Genomic DNA, 15,955 nt, shown 5'->3' on the forward strand with positions numbered 1-15,955 from the left:
AGGCAGATTAGAATTTTAATTATATATTTAGATTAAATTTTATGTTAATTTCATATAAAATGTTTATAAAAGTTATTAGCTAGATGCAAGCTAATGAAAGTATAGATTAAATTTGATATAATAATTAGTAATTAGGAATTATTATATTAACAATAGTTAAGAAAGAGTGAAGATAAATGAATAAAAAAAGTCATCAAACAAAGTGGAGACGATTAGATAATACAGCAAAAATATTTCCTGTCATTGCTAATGAAAACTTAAGTAATGTATTTAGAGTGTCTGTCACTTTGAAGGGAGATGTAGTACCAGAAATTTTACAGCAAGCATTAGAAGAGGTACTTCCATGGTTTGATGGATTTAACGTAAGGCTTAGAAGAGGTTTTTTTTGGTATTACTTTGAAACTAATAAAAAAATGCCCATAGTAGAAAAAGAAGCTACTTACCCATGTAAGTATATAGACCCACATAGTAATCAGCAATTTTTATTTCGTGTATCTTACTATGAAAAAAGAATTAACTTAGAGGTTTTTCATGCCATTACAGATGGAATGGGTGCTATTAACTTTTTAAAGGAACTTACTTATCACTATGTAGAACTACTTAAAATCAAGGATTCCTCTAAAAAAGTTACAAGGAGACCCAGTAGTGAATGTATACTTGATACTGAGGATAGTTATTTAAAAAATTATAAGAGGTTAGCTAAGAAACCTTATAGTACTAAAAAGGCTTATCAGTTAAAGGGAGAAGTACTATATCTAGATACAGTAAGTGTTATTCATGGTTATGTTGACCTAGCAGGACTTAAATCAAAATGTAAAGAAAAAGGAGTAAGTATAACTAGATACTTATTGGCGTTATTGATATGGTGTATTTATGAGGAATACTTAAATAAGCAAAAACATGAAGACCCTATATCAATTAATTTACCTATTAATCTTAGATCTTTCTTTGATTCTACAACTACTATGAACTTCTTTGCTGTAACAGCCATAGAATTTTTATCTGATGGAAAAGAGCATAGTTTTGAGGATATTCTTTTTATGGTAAATAAGCAGATGGATGAAAATATAACTAAAGAGAAGCTAGAAGAAACTATTTCTTATAATGTATCCAACGAGAAAAAAACTTTAGTTAGATTTGCTCCACTAGTCCTTAAGTATATTGCATTACAGTTAGTTTACGGAAGAATAAGTAGGGGAAATACTATGACTCTATCTAACTTAGGATATATAAAGGTTCTCCCAGAATTTGAGGAGTACATAGAGAACTTTCATTTTATTATAGGTGTATCTAAAAAACAAAAAATGAAGTGTGGAGTATGCTCTTATAAAGATAAAGTGGTAGTGACTTTTTCCTCAGTGTTAGGAGATACATATTTGCAAAGAGCTTTCTTTAGAGCTTTAACTAAAGAAGGAATTGGTGTAACAATAGAAAGTAATGGTGTATTAAATGAAAAGGTGTAGAAGATGTCAAGTAAACATATTGGATGAAACCCATACTTGCCCTCTATGCAGGAGAGTATTAGAGTATGATGAAATGAATGAAGAATCCACAAGAATGTATCCTAATGTTGAGTTTGATATAGGTAAATATAACAAAATAAAAAGAATTTTTTTGTTTATATTAACTGTAGTTTCTGTAGTTTTAGGTTTTATTAATTATATTACCTACTCAGGAGTTATATGGTCTTTAATTGCGGTGGTTGGAATTATATATTTTGGAGTTACAGTTACCTATTCCATTATGAATAATGCTAATTTGGCTTCTAAAATATTAGTTCAAACCATAGGAGCTGGAATACTAGTTGTAGTCATTGATAATGTTACAGGATACATTGGATGGTCTGTGAACTATGCAGTCCCTGCAATGATACTATTTGCTAATTTAGCAATTGTGCTTCTTATGATAGTTAATCCCATGAATTGGCAAAGTTATTTTATGTATCAAATTGCTATTACTATTTTTAGCTTTATTCCTTTGATACTATTTTGGGTAAAATTAATAGATAGACCGTTTTTAGCTATTTTAACTAGTGGAATTTCAATTCTTATTTTAATTGGTACCATAGTTTTTGGGGATAGAAGCGTAAAAAATGAATTAATTCGCAGATTTAATACCTAGGAGATAGAAGATGAAAGAGAAAAAGATTAGTATTCGTGGAAATTTAGTTAGAGAATTAATTAATAATATTACAGATACTTCCTTGGGGGAACCAATTCAAACAGGAAAATTTAGAAAGCATCCTGTAGAACCACCTTGGAAGTGTCCTAATGGATATTTATATGAAAAAATAGAGTTAGATAATTTTGTTATGGAATACTTAAAGCCAGAAGAAAAATCTAACGGAAAAGTAATTCTGCAACTTCATGGTGGAGGCTACATTGGTCCCATGAAAAATGTGTATAGAAGATTTGCAGTAAATTATTCAGAACTAGGTAAAAATACAGAAGTTTTAACTATTGATTATAGAGTAGCTCCAGAGAATCCATTTCCGGCAGCATTAGAAGATGCAATAGCTGCTTATCAGTGGCTTATAGAAGAAAAAAATTTTGAATCAAAGAAAATCATGGTAGTAGGAGATTCTGCTGGAGGAGGATTAGCATTAGCACTGTGTCTTTACCTAAGGGATAATGAAATTTCCCTTCCGGCAGGAATTGTAGTTATGTCACCTTGGAATGATTTGACTCATAGTGGTACAAGTTATATAGAAAATTATGAGCTTGATCCTCTTTTTGGTAAGACTACAAACAATATGCTATATGATTCAGCATATTTAGGAGATAATGATCCTCATAACCCATATATATCACCAGTATATGGAGATTTTACAGGATTTCCGCCAATGCTTATGCAAGTGGGAACCCATGAAGTACTTTTAAGTGATACTCTTACCGTGGCAGAGAAGGCAAGAAATGAAAAGGTTAAAGTTAAATTGTCTGTTTATGAAGGTATGTTTCATGTGTTTCAAATGGCAGGAGATTTAATTCCGGAAAGTAAAGCGGCATGGAAGGAAGTTGGAACTTTTATAAATAAAATTTGGAAAACTAAATAGTGATAATAGATTTAACTATTTTGGGGAAGGGGAATAAATCATTGAATATTATTACTGTAAACAATGAAAATATTGAAAAGGAACATATTTGCTGTGCTATTGCTGATAAGAAAGGTGAATGCCAAGTGTCATCGAAGAAAGCATGGATGAAGGCTAGGTTCGCTGATGGATTGGTATTCAAAAAAGGTGATGTAAGAGGTAAAGTTTTTATTGAGTATATACCTGCAGAGAAAGCTTGGTGTCCTATTATTGCAGAAGAGTACATGTTCATTAATTGTCTTTGGGTATCTGGTCAATATAAGGGTCAAGGGATTTCGAATAAATTATTAAATGAATGTATTATATATAGTAAAAACAAAGGAAAAAAGGGATTAGTAATCCTATCTTCAGATAAAAAAAGATCCTATTTAGCAGATAAAAAATATCTGATTCATAAGGGGTTCTTAATTGCAGATAGAGCAGAGCCTTATTTTGAACTGTTATATTTACCTTTTAAAGATGGAGAAAGTAAACCTTCATTTAAGTCATGTGCAAAGGAAGGTAAAATAGATGAAATGGGATTTGTACTTTATTATAGTAATCAATGTCCTTTTACAGCTAAGTATGTGCCTCTTGTTGAGGAAATTGCTAAAAGTATGAATATTAATATGCAGGTTAAGAAATATGAAACTAAAGAAGAAGCTCAAAATTCACCAACACCATTTACTACCTATAGTTTATTTTATAATGGAGAATTTATTACAAATGATATCTTAAGTGAGAAAAAATTTATTAAAATATTAGAAGAAAATCAAGATTACAGTAAAGTAGAGGTATAGAATAAATGGCATTAAGAAAAATTAGACTTTCAAATGATGAGATATTAAGAAAAAAAAGCAAAGTGGTTGAAAAGGTAGATGATAGAATTAGATTAATCTTAAATGATATGGCAGATACTATGTACAATACAGAAAATGGTGGTGGCTTAGCTGCTCCACAGATAGGAATATTAAAAAGATTAGTTGTAATGGATATGGGACAAGGATTGATAAAATTAGTTAATCCAAAGATAATCTACAAAGAAGGGGAACAAAATGTGGTAGAGGGTTGCTTAAGTATACCAGATACTTGGGGAAAACTAAAAAGACCAGCAAAGGTTATAGTGCAAGCCTTAGATGAAAATGGTGAGGAGGTTACATTTACCGGTACAGGTGACTTAGCAAAATGTTTCTGTCATGAGATTGATCACTTAGATGGAATACTCTTTACGGATCTTGTAACAGAATACATTAGGTAATTATCTTTTAAAATAAAAGTATCCTATACTATTTAAAGAATAATATAGGATGCTTTTTTAAATTATGTTATATAAAAATTATAATAGCCTTGAATGCGTTGAATGTGCAAATTAATTTATGTAAAATAAAGAATATTATAACAATATATTTTATTATGATATATAATTAAATAGATGTTTTATGGTAAAGAGAGGTACTTAATGGTGGATGAGCAAAATATACAGAATGAAATGATAAGTAAAGAAAAGTTAATAGAGTTTGTTGCTCCTTATTATAAAAATAAAGATATAATGCATGGCTTATCACATATTGAAAGAGTTCTAAAATATGTTGAAAGATTAGTGAAGAGCATTGATTATAAAGTTGATATGGATATTTTATTATATGGTGCATACTTTCATGGCTTTATATATAATAGTGAGAAAAATATAATTCAATGGTTATAGTCACAGAATATGTCTCAGAGTATGATAAAGAAAATTATTAATGCTTCAAGAGAATCACAAAAGGATGAGGAAGCTATCACTATAGAAGGAAAAATTCTTCATGATGCACACATGATAGAAGGTGGAAAAACATATTTAATTGTTAAATCACTTATAACAGGATCAGTTAGAGGACAAACATTAGAAGAAACGATTAAATATATAGAAGATAATATACTTGGTAAGGGTACTTGTTATTTGCCAAAAGCAAAAAAGATCTATCGGGAGCAACAAGAGTTTGCTAAGGCTTTTATTTATGATTTAAAGGTGGGTTTAAAGTGATAATTACATTGGGAGGTTTTTAATTTGAATTTTGAAGTTGTTTTAAGAGAAAAGTACTTAGAAAATCCCTGCTCACTTCAGCCAACGGCGTTATGGAAAACCATAAAGATGACTTCTGATTTTAAAAAGGAAATTAAAGTTAATAATAATGAAATTGTAAATCTTATTATAGAAAATGTGGATTTCAAGGAAATGATATTTGACATATTTTAAGAAGAAAATTATAGATAAGGCTTATTTTCAAAATTAATGAATCTTTAGTACAGGTGCTTTTATATAGCAAAATTCCTGAAACCCGCATGAATAGAACAACTATTTAACTATTTACCTATTTACCTATTTAACTAGTTTCATAGTTAAATAGTAGAAATTTTAAATAGTTAGGAGAATATTTATGTATAATATACGCTATGCTACTATTGATGATGCAAAAATACTAGGAGAAATTAATATTGGTAAGGAGCTAAAAGAGTATCGTTATGTAAAAGAAATTGAACAATTAAAGGTGGTGACTTTTAGGCAATGAGCCTAAAAATAAATTATGACAATTCATGGAGAAAAAGTAAATTCTAGAGGTGAGACCTTGGAAAAATTTTTAGAAAGGTATAATCCTGAGAAATATAAGAAACCTGCAGTGACGGTGGATACTTTAATATTTACTGAGAAAAAGGTGCATGAAGAAAAAAATCAACTACAAATATTGCTAGTGAAGAGAAAAGATCACCCTTGTATAGGTAAGTGGGCAATTCCTGGAGGGTTTGTGAATATGGATGAAGATATAGAGGCGGCAGCTCTTAGGGGATTGAAAGAAGAAACTAATGTGGATGATGTTTATCTAGAGCAACTATATACCTTTGGAGACGTAGGAAGAGACCCACGAGATAGGATTATAAGTGTTTCATATGTTGCATTAGTAGATTATGATAAATTAAAACCTAAGGCTGGAGATGATGCAGCAGAGGTGGCTTGGTTTAGAGTTGAAAAAAACTTATTATACTCTAGTCAGGAAGAAGGTACCTACAGACTAATTTTTTATAATGAAGAAAGAAAAATAAAAATAGAATATTTAGTATTAGAAAAGAGTGTTAAAAAAGGAAGTGGTAGAAGCAGAGAAGTATATATAAAACCTTCAATGGAAAATACAGACTTATTAGCTTTTGACCATGAAAAAATGATTAATTTAGCTATTAACAAGTTAAATATTCTTAGGTAAACTAATACACTTATATTTTAAAATTGTTAAGCAAATGAGGAAATAATCTTTGTTTGTAACACTTATTACAGCAATTTATAGTGCCATGTGATATTATATTACAAAATGAAGAAATAAAGGATAAGTAAGGAATGGTGAAGTCTTATGGATGAAAAATGGATTAATCAGTTAATGACCATTGAATTATTTAAAGATATTGAAAAAGAAGAACTTAAAAGTGTATTAAGCTGTTTAAAGTCTAGCATAAAAACCTATAAAAAAAGAGATATAATAACTATTGAAAAAGACAAATTAACTGGGATAGGAGTAGTTTTGGAGGGTGAAGTAAGTGTTAGTAAGGAAACTTTAGATGGGGATAGAGTTATGATGTCAAGAGTAAAAAGAGGAGATTTATTTGGAGAGATAGATGCTTTTTCTAAGGATGGATGGCTTTCAACTGTAGAGGCATATACTGATTGTACTATCCTATTTTTGCACCCAGATAAGATTGTAGGAGTATGCAATAAAGCCTGTGAAGGACATAAAAATTTAATACAGAATATGTTACAAATAGTAGCTAAAAAAGCTCTTAGTTTAAATGAAAAGGTAGAAATTCTTTCATTAAAAAGTATAAGAAAAAAAATTAGCACATACTTGATTCAGCAATATAGTATTAATAACAGTCTTACCTTTGATATACCTTTAAAGAGAAATGAATTAGCTGAATATATACTTGTATCTAGACCTTCCCTTTCAAGAGAATTAATAAATATGAAGGAAGAAGGAATTATAGATTTTCACAGAAGCTCCTTTAGAATAATTGATCTAAAAGGTTTAAGAGAATGTCTAGGATAGCGAGTTATTCAAGAGAGGCTTTCTCAAAATAGAAAAATCTATTTTGAGAAAGCCTCTTTTGATAAATCTATAAATAATCATAAAATTTACAAATATCTAACAATGGTATCCTGAGATACCGAAATTAAGTGTGAAATTACATATTATATTAATATAGATTAAAAAAACCAATTAAAACAAAATTTAAAAGGAGGTTTTTAAATGAGTATGTTTTGTTATCAATGTCAAGAAACTGCAAAAGGTACAGGCTGTACAATAAGAGGTGTATGTGGAAAGACAGAGAAGGTTGCTAACTTACAAGATTTAATGATTTATTCACTAAAGGGAATTGCTATTTTTCAGCAAAAAGGATTAGAAAAAGGTATAAGATTTCCTAAAGCTAATCATTTTATAGTAAGTGGACTATTTATGACTATTACAAATGCTAATTTTGATGATTCTGCATTTGTTGAAAAAATAAAGGAAGCCATAGAACTTAGAGAAGAAGTTAAGAAAGAATTACTGGATAAAGGAATAAATTTAGGAGAATTACATGATGCTGCTACTTTTGTAGTACAAGGTGATTTAGAGCTTTTAGAAAAATCAAAGGCTATTGAAGTTGGAATATTAGCTACTGAAAATGAAGATGTACGTTCTCTTAGAGAATTAATTATTTATGGTGTAAAAGGTATGGCAGCATATGCTGAACATGCATTAAATTTAGGAAAAGAAAATGAAGAAGTTTATGATTTTATGGTAAAGGCATTAGTAGCTACATTAGATAATACATTAAGTGCAGATGAACTAGTTGCCCTTACTTTAGAAACAGGTAAATTTGGTGTGGATACTATGGCAATGCTAGATGATGCCAATACAGGTGCTTATGGAAATCCAGAAATTACTGAAGTAAATATAGGAGTTAGAAATAATCCTGCTATATTGATATCAGGACATGATTTAAAGGATTTAGAAGAGCTTTTAGAACAAACAAAAGATACAGGAGTAGATGTTTATACTCATGGTGAAATGTTACCAGCTCACTATTATCCATTCTTTAAGAAATATTCTAATTTTGTAGGTAACTATGGTAATGCTTGGTGGAAACAAACTGAAGAATTTGAACCTTTTAATGGGCCAATACTGTTTACAACAAATTGTATAGTACCACCAAAGGAAAGTTATGCAGATAGAGTTTATACTACAGGTGCTACTGGATATCCAGGATTTAAATATATTAAAGATAGAAAAGATGGAAAAGCTAAAGACTTTAGTGAAATTATAGAACATGCTAAAAAATTACCATCACCTAAAGAAATTGAAAAGGGTAAAATAGTAGGTGGTTTTGCTCATGCACAAGTATTTGCTTTAGCAGATAAGGTAGTAGAAGCTGTTAAATCTGGTGCTATTAAGAAGTTCTTTGTTATGGCTGGTTGTGATGGAAGAATGAAATCAAGAAATTATTATACAGAGTTTGCAGAAAAATTACCAAAAGATACAGTAATATTAACTGCAGGATGTGCTAAATATCGTTATAATAAATTAAATCTTGGCGATATAGGCGGAATTCCAAGGGTTTTAGATGCAGGACAGTGTAATGATTCTTACTCATTAGCTGTAATAGCTTTAAAACTAAAAGAAATATTTGAACTAAATGATGTAAATGAACTTCCTATAGCTTATAACATAGCTTGGTATGAACAGAAAGCTGTAATAGTACTTCTAGCATTACTTTATTTAGGAGTAAAAAATATTCATCTAGGACCAACACTTCCAGGATTCTTATCACCAAATGTAGCAAAAGTATTAGTAGAGAATTTTGGAATAGCAGGCATAGGAACTGTGGATGAAGATTTAGAAATGTTTCTAGGATAATATATGCCCCTAATTTACCCCTAATATATTTATCCTTAACATATAAATATTTCAGTGAAAATAAGGGTATTGACTTTATATATTAAGTTAATACCTTTATTTTTGTATATAAATTAATCTATATAAGTGAAATAATAATATAGAAATATATTCTAGTGTAATATATAATTAAAGTTAAATAATCTTGCAGAAGAGGACAAGAACTGCAAGGTTTAATGCTTTATAACTTGATATACTTTTATTAAAGGAGGGATAGATATGGAACTTTTAGATAAAATGAATAGAGCCATTGAGTATATGGAAAGTAATATAACTAATAGAATTGATTATGAGAAAGTAGCTAATGAAATTGGGTATTCAGTGCATCACTTTCAAAGAATGTTTTCTTTTATTACTGAGATTTCAATGGTAGAGTATGTTAGACGTAGAAGGATGACTATGGCTGCTTTTGAACTGCAAAACAGCTCTATGAAGGTTATCGATATTGCACTAAAGTATGGGTATGAATCACCAGAGGCTTTTGCCCGCGCATTTCAGAATTTGCATGGCATAACTCCTACAACAGCAAGAAATAAGGGAATAAGTCTAAAAGCATATCCACGTATATCCTTTCAAATTTCTATTAAAGGAGTAAGTGAAATGAAGTATAGAATTGAAACAAGAGAAGCTTTTCAAGTTTATGGCATTGAAAGAATATTTGACACGAATTATGATGAGAATTTAAGAGAGATACCCAACTTTTGGGATGAAGTATTAAGTAATGGGGAATGTGACAAATTAGCTGAATCTACAGGTAACTTAAACAATCAAGGAGAGTTATGTCCAGTAAATGCAATATGCGATTATAGGAAAACTGGTGGTACTACTTTTCCATATATGATATGTGCTTTAAAGAGTGATAAAAGTGATACCACAGGTTATAAAATAGTAGAGATTCCATCAGCCACTTGGGCGATTTTTACTTCAGAGGAATATGATATTGATGATATTAGTACTGCTTTTCAAGATTTAAATAAGAGGGCACACACTGAATGGCTACCTACATCAACTTATAATAAATTAGAAGGTTATGATTTAGAAATGTATTATGAAAAAGAGAGTGGTAAAGGCTATTGTGAATCTTGGATTAGAGTAGAGTCTAAAACTGAATAATAATATATAAATAAGGATCAGCTATAAATTTATAGCTGATCCTTATTTATTATACTAAAAGTTCTTCCATATTCCATACCTGAGTTGCTAAATCTTTATAGAAATCAACTTCATGGCAAACTAAAAGGAGAGTACCCTTAAAATCAATAAGAGCTTTTTTTAGTTCAGCCTTAGAGATAGCATCTAAATGATTAGTTGGCTCATCAAGTAAAAGCCAATTTGTTGGAGTTAAGGTAAGTTTACAAAGTCTAACCTTTGATTGTTCTCCGCCACTTAAAGTTTTTAGTTTTTGATTCATATGCTCATTTTTAATACCACAACGACCAAGGGCTGCTCTTATTTCGCTTTGAGATTTTTTAGGAAAAGAATCCCAAACTTCCTCAAGAGGAGTATGGTCTGAACCATGAACCTGTTGCTCAAAGTAAGCTGGGTACAGATAATCTCCAAGCTTTATATCACCATCTATTGGAGGTATTACTCCCATTATGGTCTTTAAAAATGTGGATTTACCTATGCCATTACAACCTGTAATGGCAATTTTTTCACCTCTTTTTAAAGTAAGATCAAGATTTTTTATAAGTGGATAGCTGTAGCCAATGGTTAGACTAGAGCTTTTCATCACAAGGGAAGCAGAGGTTCTTTTAAAATTAAAGGAAAAACTAGGTTTAGGAGAAATTATTTTTGGTTTTTCTAGTTTTTCAATTTTATCAAGAGCCTTTTGTCTACCCTTAGCCATTTTTGCAGTAGAAGCTCGAACTTTATTTTTATCAATAAAGTTCTGAAGCTTTTGAATTTCCTTTTGTTGAGCAGTATATTCAGCTATATATCTTTTTCTTTCCTCATCTTGTAGTTTTAAGAAGTTATCATAATTTCCCATATACCTTTTTATAGAGGAAAACTCTAAATTGAAAATTACATTTGTAATTTTGTTTAAAAAGCTAGTGTCATGGGATATGACCACAAAAGCATTTTCATAGTCATGTAGATATTTAGATAACCACTCTATATGCTCTTTATCTAGATAATTAGTAGGCTCATCTAAAAGTAATATATCAGGAGCTTCAAGAAGTAGTTTTGCTAGCATAACCTTAGTTTTTTGACCTCCACTTAAATTTTTAAAGGGAGTATCCATACCAAGGGCAGTTATACCAAGCCCTTTACACATAGTTTCAATATGCTTTTCAATATTATAAAACTCACTAGAATCCAGCCTATCTTGAAGATGGCCTAATTTATTGATTAATTTATCATAGTCATCTACATCTCCGGTAGCTAACTTATTACTTATGAGTAAGATCTTTTCTTCTAATTCATAAAGATTTATATAGGCTTCCCTTAAAATTTCTTTTATGGTTAAATTTTCGTTTATATCAGAATTTTGTTTAAGATATCCAATCTTACAGGAAGAAGCTTTAGTAAAAGTACCTTCATCGCAGATTAATTTTTCAGTTAAGATGTTAAACAGGGTAGTCTTACCAGCACCATTAACTCCAACAAGACCAGCGTGTTCGCCTTTTAGTAATCTAAGGGACATATTTTTAAAAATAGTTTTATCTCCAAAACTAAAGCTTAGATTTTCAATATTTAATATACTCATGTCTTTATACCTCCGTAAAATAAAAAAAGGAAAGAGGCTTTGCTCTTTCCTTAAATTTCATGTAAATTAATGCAGTGAAAATTATATTCTAAATCATAGTAGAGTGAAAAATTAGATCTCATATTAGCTATAACAAAATAATAGTGTAGTGATACTAATTTAAATTTTATATGATTTAGAGTATTAAAAAAGAGTCTTATCCTGTAAAAGATAATTCTATTCAAATGTTTAGGTAAAAAAGGGCACAGTTATCCCGTTATTAACCTAAAACACTTACAAGAACTACCATTTTACACAATTCGACTCAACCTCTTTCTTTGCATTAATTTATTTTAAATATAATAATATTCAATATATTTATTATTACATATATACATAAATATTATACCATAGTAGTTGAAAAAGTAAATACAAGTAATAAAATAACTGTTGCTTTTAAACATATCCTCATATTAATCCTAGTAAAGATTTTGTAATTAAGAGAATGAAGTGAGAAGTAGATATGATAAAAAATACTTATTGTAGGCATTAATAAGTACTAATAGGACAGTTGTATAAATTAGTAAGAATTCAATAATAGCATAAAAGTACTAAATACTGCGGATCTAAAGCCTTAATTAATTTTTCTAATAATAATATAATATAGTTAAGAAATTTAAATAAAAATTTCATGAAAGAGGGATATTTATGAAAAACTTAACATTAAGAGATGCAACGGAGGTGGATGCCCCCATTATCGCTGGTCTTATATATGATACTGAGGAAACACCAGATCATATTTGGGGCCAGGGCACTAAAGAGGAGATTTTAAATAGGATTCAATGGCTAGTATTAAGTCAGGAATCTAGATATTCATATTTAAATATAAAGGTAGCAGAACTAAATGGAAAGACCTGTGGAGCTATAGTTCTTTTAAACAGTGAAGAAATATCTGATTTAGATACAAAAACTAGTTTTGAATTACTTCATATGATAAAAGGAATTAAAGGAAAAATAAAATTTATAAAGGACCTTATTTTAGGAATGTACTTAAAAGAGGGTGGAGATAGAGAGTTATATATAGCAAACTTAGCAACTACTAAAAAAGTTAGAGGTCTTGGAATAGGAAAAGAACTAATGAAGTTAGCAGAAAAGGTAGCTAAAGAAAAAGGATATAAAGGTTGTTCACTGCTAGCTAAGGATGAGAAAGTAAGAAAGTTCTATGAAAACTTAGATTATAAATTTGAAAAAGAAGAAAAGTATTTTTCTCAATATTTATATAGAATGGTAAAAATAGTTTAATGTTATATATGTAAATTATTAGGACTAAATGTCCATGATATATATTACCTATGAAAAAAAGTCTTGTCACTTCTAAATGACAAGACTTTTTTCTTATATGTTATTTCTGACTTTAACTATTTCTTTATTCTTAATATATACTCTAGGAATTCTGGATTTAATTCTGCAAAGAATTTCATAGTTTATTGTGCCTAAGGCTTCTGCCATATCATCAGCGTTAAATTTTAAGTCTCCTTCTACACCTAAAATAATAACTTCATCACCAGTTTTTACATTTTCTATGTCTGTTACATCAATCATACACTGATCCATACAAATTCTACCTAGAATACTAGCAAATTTGCCATTAACAATTACCTTAGCATTTTCACTTAATGCTCTAGGATAACCATCTCCATAGCCTATTGGTAGTGTAGCTACAATAGTTTTTTTATTAGTTTTAAAGGTTTTACCATAACTTATATACATATCCTTATGCAATTCTTTTACATGAGCTATCTTTGCTTTCAAAGTTAGAGCTGGTTTTACTGAAATGTTATCCTTAGAAACTTCTTTAGAAGGGTAATAACCATAAAGTATAATGCCTGGTCTCACGCCGTTTAAATAAGTTTCAGGCATATCTATAATTGCTCCGCTATTAGAAATATGTTTTAATGGAATTTCAATTCCAAGAGTTTCTAAATCCGCCATAACCTTTTTAAATTTATAAAGTTGTTCATTGGTATAGGTTTTGTCCTTTTCATCAGAGGTGGAGAAGTGAGAATATATTCCAATCACTTCTAAACCTTCTAAGTTATAAACTTCATTTATAATTTTAACGGTATCATCACCAGGGAGAAATCCTATTCTACCCATACCAGTATCTATGGCAATATGGATTTTAGCTTTTTTATTAAGGCTTAAGGCTATTTTAGATAGTTCTTTTGCATAATCTAAATCATATATTGTTTGCTCAATATCATAATTTATTAGCTCTTCGCCTAAGTATAAAGGAGTATATCCTAAAATTACTATAGGAGCATTAATATTATTTTTTCTAAGCTCTATAGCTTCTGTCAGCATTGCTACAGCGAGTCTAGAGGCTCCATTTTCTAAAAGGGTAGGAACAACATCTACAGCTCCATGTCCATAGCAATCTGCTTTTACGATAGCAATAAGCTCTTTATCTCCAACTAATTTTTTTATATTTTTTGTGTTAGTGGCTATTGTATCTAAATTTATCTCAGCCCATACAGGTCTCATTATTTTTTCCATTGTTACACCTCGTAATTTCTTTCATTATTTCTAGTAAGCTATTTTAGTTATATTCATTAAGAATTTACTTCGTTATATCAAGTGAAACTTACCTTATACTATTATTTTAGTATAATTACATTAAATCACAAGAACCAGTTAGTACAGGATTTATTGATAAGGTGGTTTACTTAGCTTTTTTATATTATCACCAATTATTTTTATTCCTACTTTGATATCTTCATCACTTACTCTACCAAAGCCTATTCTAAAGCAGTCCTTGCCTTTTACACTATTTATATAAAAGATATCACCAGGCATAAATAGCACATTATCCTTATAACATATATCTAGAAGTTGTCTTGCATCTATATTATTTTTAAGCTTAATAAATATATGAAGGCCACCTTCTCCAGTAACATATTCATAAGGGATGTATTCATTTATCATTTCCATAACCAGATTATACTTATCTCTATAATATTTTCTTACATTTTTTACATACCTACTAAAGGCTCCACTTTTTAAGTAATAGTAAAAGGAAGCTTGATCAAGGAAAGAACAGTGAATGGTTCTACCTCTTTTTACACTTTCTAAAATATCAATCAAATCTTTACTAGCTAAAATCCATCCAATTCTAAGGCCTGGAAAGAGTATTTTAGAAAGACTGCCAATATAGATTATACTATTACCCATGCCACTTAATGATGCTATGGGATCGATGGGAGAGCTAGAGTATAGAAGCTCTTCATTAAATCCATCTTCGATTATAGGTACAGAGTACTGTCTAAAAAGATTATAAATTTCTTTTCTTCGTTTGGTTTTGGTTACAATACCTGTAGGATTATTATAAGAAGGGATTATATATCCAAATTTAGGATTATACTTTTCAAGCTTCATTTGTAAATCTTCTAAATCCATACCTTCTTCATTCATTTTTACCTGGATAACTTCAATTTCATGGGATTTCATAATTTTTAATGCTGTATTATGGGTAGGTTCTTCACAAAGGATTATATCTCCTTTTTTAGTTAAAGAACCTATAATAATATCAAAGGCTTCAGTAAAACCGTTAGTGATTAATATATCTCTACCTTCAGTATTAACTCTTTTTTCCTCCATATACTGAAGAAAATATTGGATTAAAGGGGCATATCCCTTAGCATATCCATAGTTTAATAGGTTTTCTTCCTCATAAGTCCAAGCATCTAAGAGAGCTCTTTTAAAGTCATCCATATTAAAGAGACTAGGTTCAGGGGCAATAGATTTAAAGGAAATCATATTGTTTTTATAGGGAAGTTCACTTTTAATAATATCAAGATTTCTAAGGGTATCAGCATAATTGCTAATCATATTCATAAAATTAATATTATATTCTTCACAGGTGTTTTCAGTCTCCATTAAAATAAAGGTACCAACACCCCTCTTAGTAGTTATTATTCCTTTGCTTTCCAGTTCTTCATAGGCAGCAATGACAGAATTCCTACTTATGTTTAAAAGTTTACTTGCTTCTCTTGTGGAAGGCAGTTTACTATCTTTTTTTAATTCACCCTTTTTTATTCCATTAATGATATGTGTTTCTAGTTGCATATAAATAGGTTCATCCTTATTTATAATTAGAGTAGAAAATATCATATTTAACACCACCTATTTTTATTAATTGTATTCCTATAAAAGTTATCATAAGAATACAAAGTA

17 protein-coding genes are annotated in these 15,955 nt (G+C 29.6%); 14 read left to right on the plus strand and 3 right to left on the minus strand.

Annotated elements, in window-relative coordinates; all coding sequences use genetic code 11:
- Positions 1–176 precede the first annotated feature (176 nt).
- The 13 genes from B2S02_RS00445 (at position 177) to B2S02_RS00505 (ending at position 10,146) form a co-directional block, all read left to right on the plus strand.
- Positions 177–1,463, plus strand: coding sequence for a hypothetical protein (locus B2S02_RS00445; protein WP_346878767.1), 1,287 nt, complete (start codon positions 177–179; stop codon positions 1,461–1,463).
- On the plus strand, positions 1,450–2,121 hold the full coding sequence (locus B2S02_RS00450) for a DUF6320 domain-containing protein (RefSeq protein WP_035129438.1): 672 nt from the start codon (positions 1,450–1,452) through the stop codon (positions 2,119–2,121). The genes B2S02_RS00445 and B2S02_RS00450 overlap by 14 nt, the downstream gene beginning before the upstream one ends.
- A gap of 10 nt (positions 2,122–2,131) precedes the next feature.
- Positions 2,132–3,052 carry an alpha/beta hydrolase gene (locus B2S02_RS00455; protein WP_346878768.1) on the plus strand — a complete coding sequence of 307 codons (921 nt, stop codon included), beginning with the start codon at positions 2,132–2,134 and terminating at the stop codon, positions 3,050–3,052.
- Positions 3,053–3,093: 41 nt separating this feature from the next.
- On the plus strand, positions 3,094–3,870 hold the full coding sequence (locus B2S02_RS00460; protein WP_346920117.1) for a GNAT family N-acetyltransferase: 777 nt from the start codon (positions 3,094–3,096) through the stop codon (positions 3,868–3,870).
- A 5-nt stretch (positions 3,871–3,875) separates the two neighbouring features.
- Complete coding sequence (gene def / locus B2S02_RS00465) at positions 3,876–4,328, plus strand: peptide deformylase (RefSeq protein WP_346848010.1); 453 nt, start codon at positions 3,876–3,878, stop codon at positions 4,326–4,328.
- Between the two features lie 231 nt (positions 4,329–4,559).
- Positions 4,560–4,775 (plus strand): hypothetical protein, encoded by a 216-nt coding sequence (locus B2S02_RS00470; RefSeq protein WP_346920118.1) that lies wholly within the window; start codon positions 4,560–4,562, stop codon positions 4,773–4,775.
- Positions 4,776–4,796: 21 nt separating this feature from the next.
- Complete coding sequence (locus B2S02_RS00475) at positions 4,797–5,096, plus strand: hypothetical protein (RefSeq protein WP_346878771.1); 300 nt, start codon at positions 4,797–4,799, stop codon at positions 5,094–5,096.
- Between the two features lie 24 nt (positions 5,097–5,120).
- Positions 5,121–5,309, plus strand: coding sequence for a hypothetical protein (locus B2S02_RS00480; protein ID WP_346848012.1), 189 nt, complete (start codon positions 5,121–5,123; stop codon positions 5,307–5,309).
- A 181-nt stretch (positions 5,310–5,490) separates the two neighbouring features.
- A complete protein-coding gene (locus B2S02_RS00485) occupies positions 5,491–5,622 on the plus strand; it encodes a hypothetical protein (protein WP_346848013.1) in 132 nt (43 codons plus the stop codon).
- A gap of 15 nt (positions 5,623–5,637) precedes the next feature.
- A complete protein-coding gene (locus tag B2S02_RS00490) occupies positions 5,638–6,309 on the plus strand; it encodes an NUDIX hydrolase (RefSeq protein WP_346920119.1) in 672 nt (223 codons plus the stop codon).
- Positions 6,310–6,453: 144 nt separating this feature from the next.
- Complete coding sequence (locus B2S02_RS00495; protein ID WP_346848015.1) at positions 6,454–7,143, plus strand: Crp/Fnr family transcriptional regulator; 690 nt, start codon at positions 6,454–6,456, stop codon at positions 7,141–7,143.
- Positions 7,144–7,344: 201 nt separating this feature from the next.
- On the plus strand, positions 7,345–8,994 hold the full coding sequence (gene hcp, locus B2S02_RS00500) for a hydroxylamine reductase (RefSeq protein WP_346878773.1): 1,650 nt from the start codon (positions 7,345–7,347) through the stop codon (positions 8,992–8,994).
- A 258-nt stretch (positions 8,995–9,252) separates the two neighbouring features.
- Positions 9,253–10,146, plus strand: coding sequence for an AraC family transcriptional regulator (locus B2S02_RS00505; RefSeq protein ID WP_346848017.1), 894 nt, complete (start codon positions 9,253–9,255; stop codon positions 10,144–10,146).
- Positions 10,147–10,195: 49 nt separating this feature from the next.
- On the opposite strand, the gene B2S02_RS00510 is transcribed toward B2S02_RS00505, so the two are convergent.
- Complete coding sequence (locus tag B2S02_RS00510) at positions 10,196–11,743, minus strand: ABC-F family ATP-binding cassette domain-containing protein (RefSeq protein ID WP_346878775.1); 1,548 nt, start codon at positions 11,741–11,743, stop codon at positions 10,196–10,198.
- 687 nt (positions 11,744–12,430) lie between these two features.
- Here B2S02_RS00510 and B2S02_RS00515 point away from each other — a divergent pair.
- Complete coding sequence (locus B2S02_RS00515; protein ID WP_346891746.1) at positions 12,431–13,024, plus strand: GNAT family N-acetyltransferase; 594 nt, start codon at positions 12,431–12,433, stop codon at positions 13,022–13,024.
- Positions 13,025–13,117: 93 nt separating this feature from the next.
- Here the strand turns inward: B2S02_RS00515 and alr are convergent, their stop codons facing one another.
- The gene (gene alr, locus B2S02_RS00520; RefSeq protein WP_346920120.1) at positions 13,118–14,278 is read right to left on the minus strand and encodes an alanine racemase; all 1,161 of its coding nucleotides are present in this window, start codon (positions 14,276–14,278) and stop codon (positions 13,118–13,120) included.
- A gap of 150 nt (positions 14,279–14,428) precedes the next feature.
- Positions 14,429–15,892: a PLP-dependent aminotransferase family protein gene (locus B2S02_RS00525; protein WP_346920121.1), complete on the minus strand. Its 1,464-nt coding sequence runs from the start codon at positions 15,890–15,892 to the stop codon at positions 14,429–14,431.
- Positions 15,893–15,955: the final 63 nt, after the last annotated feature.

Source organism: Clostridium sp. UBA7339 (genome assembly GCF_002470865.1).
GTDB lineage: Bacteria > Bacillota > Clostridia > Clostridiales > Clostridiaceae > Clostridium_J > Clostridium_J sulfidigenes.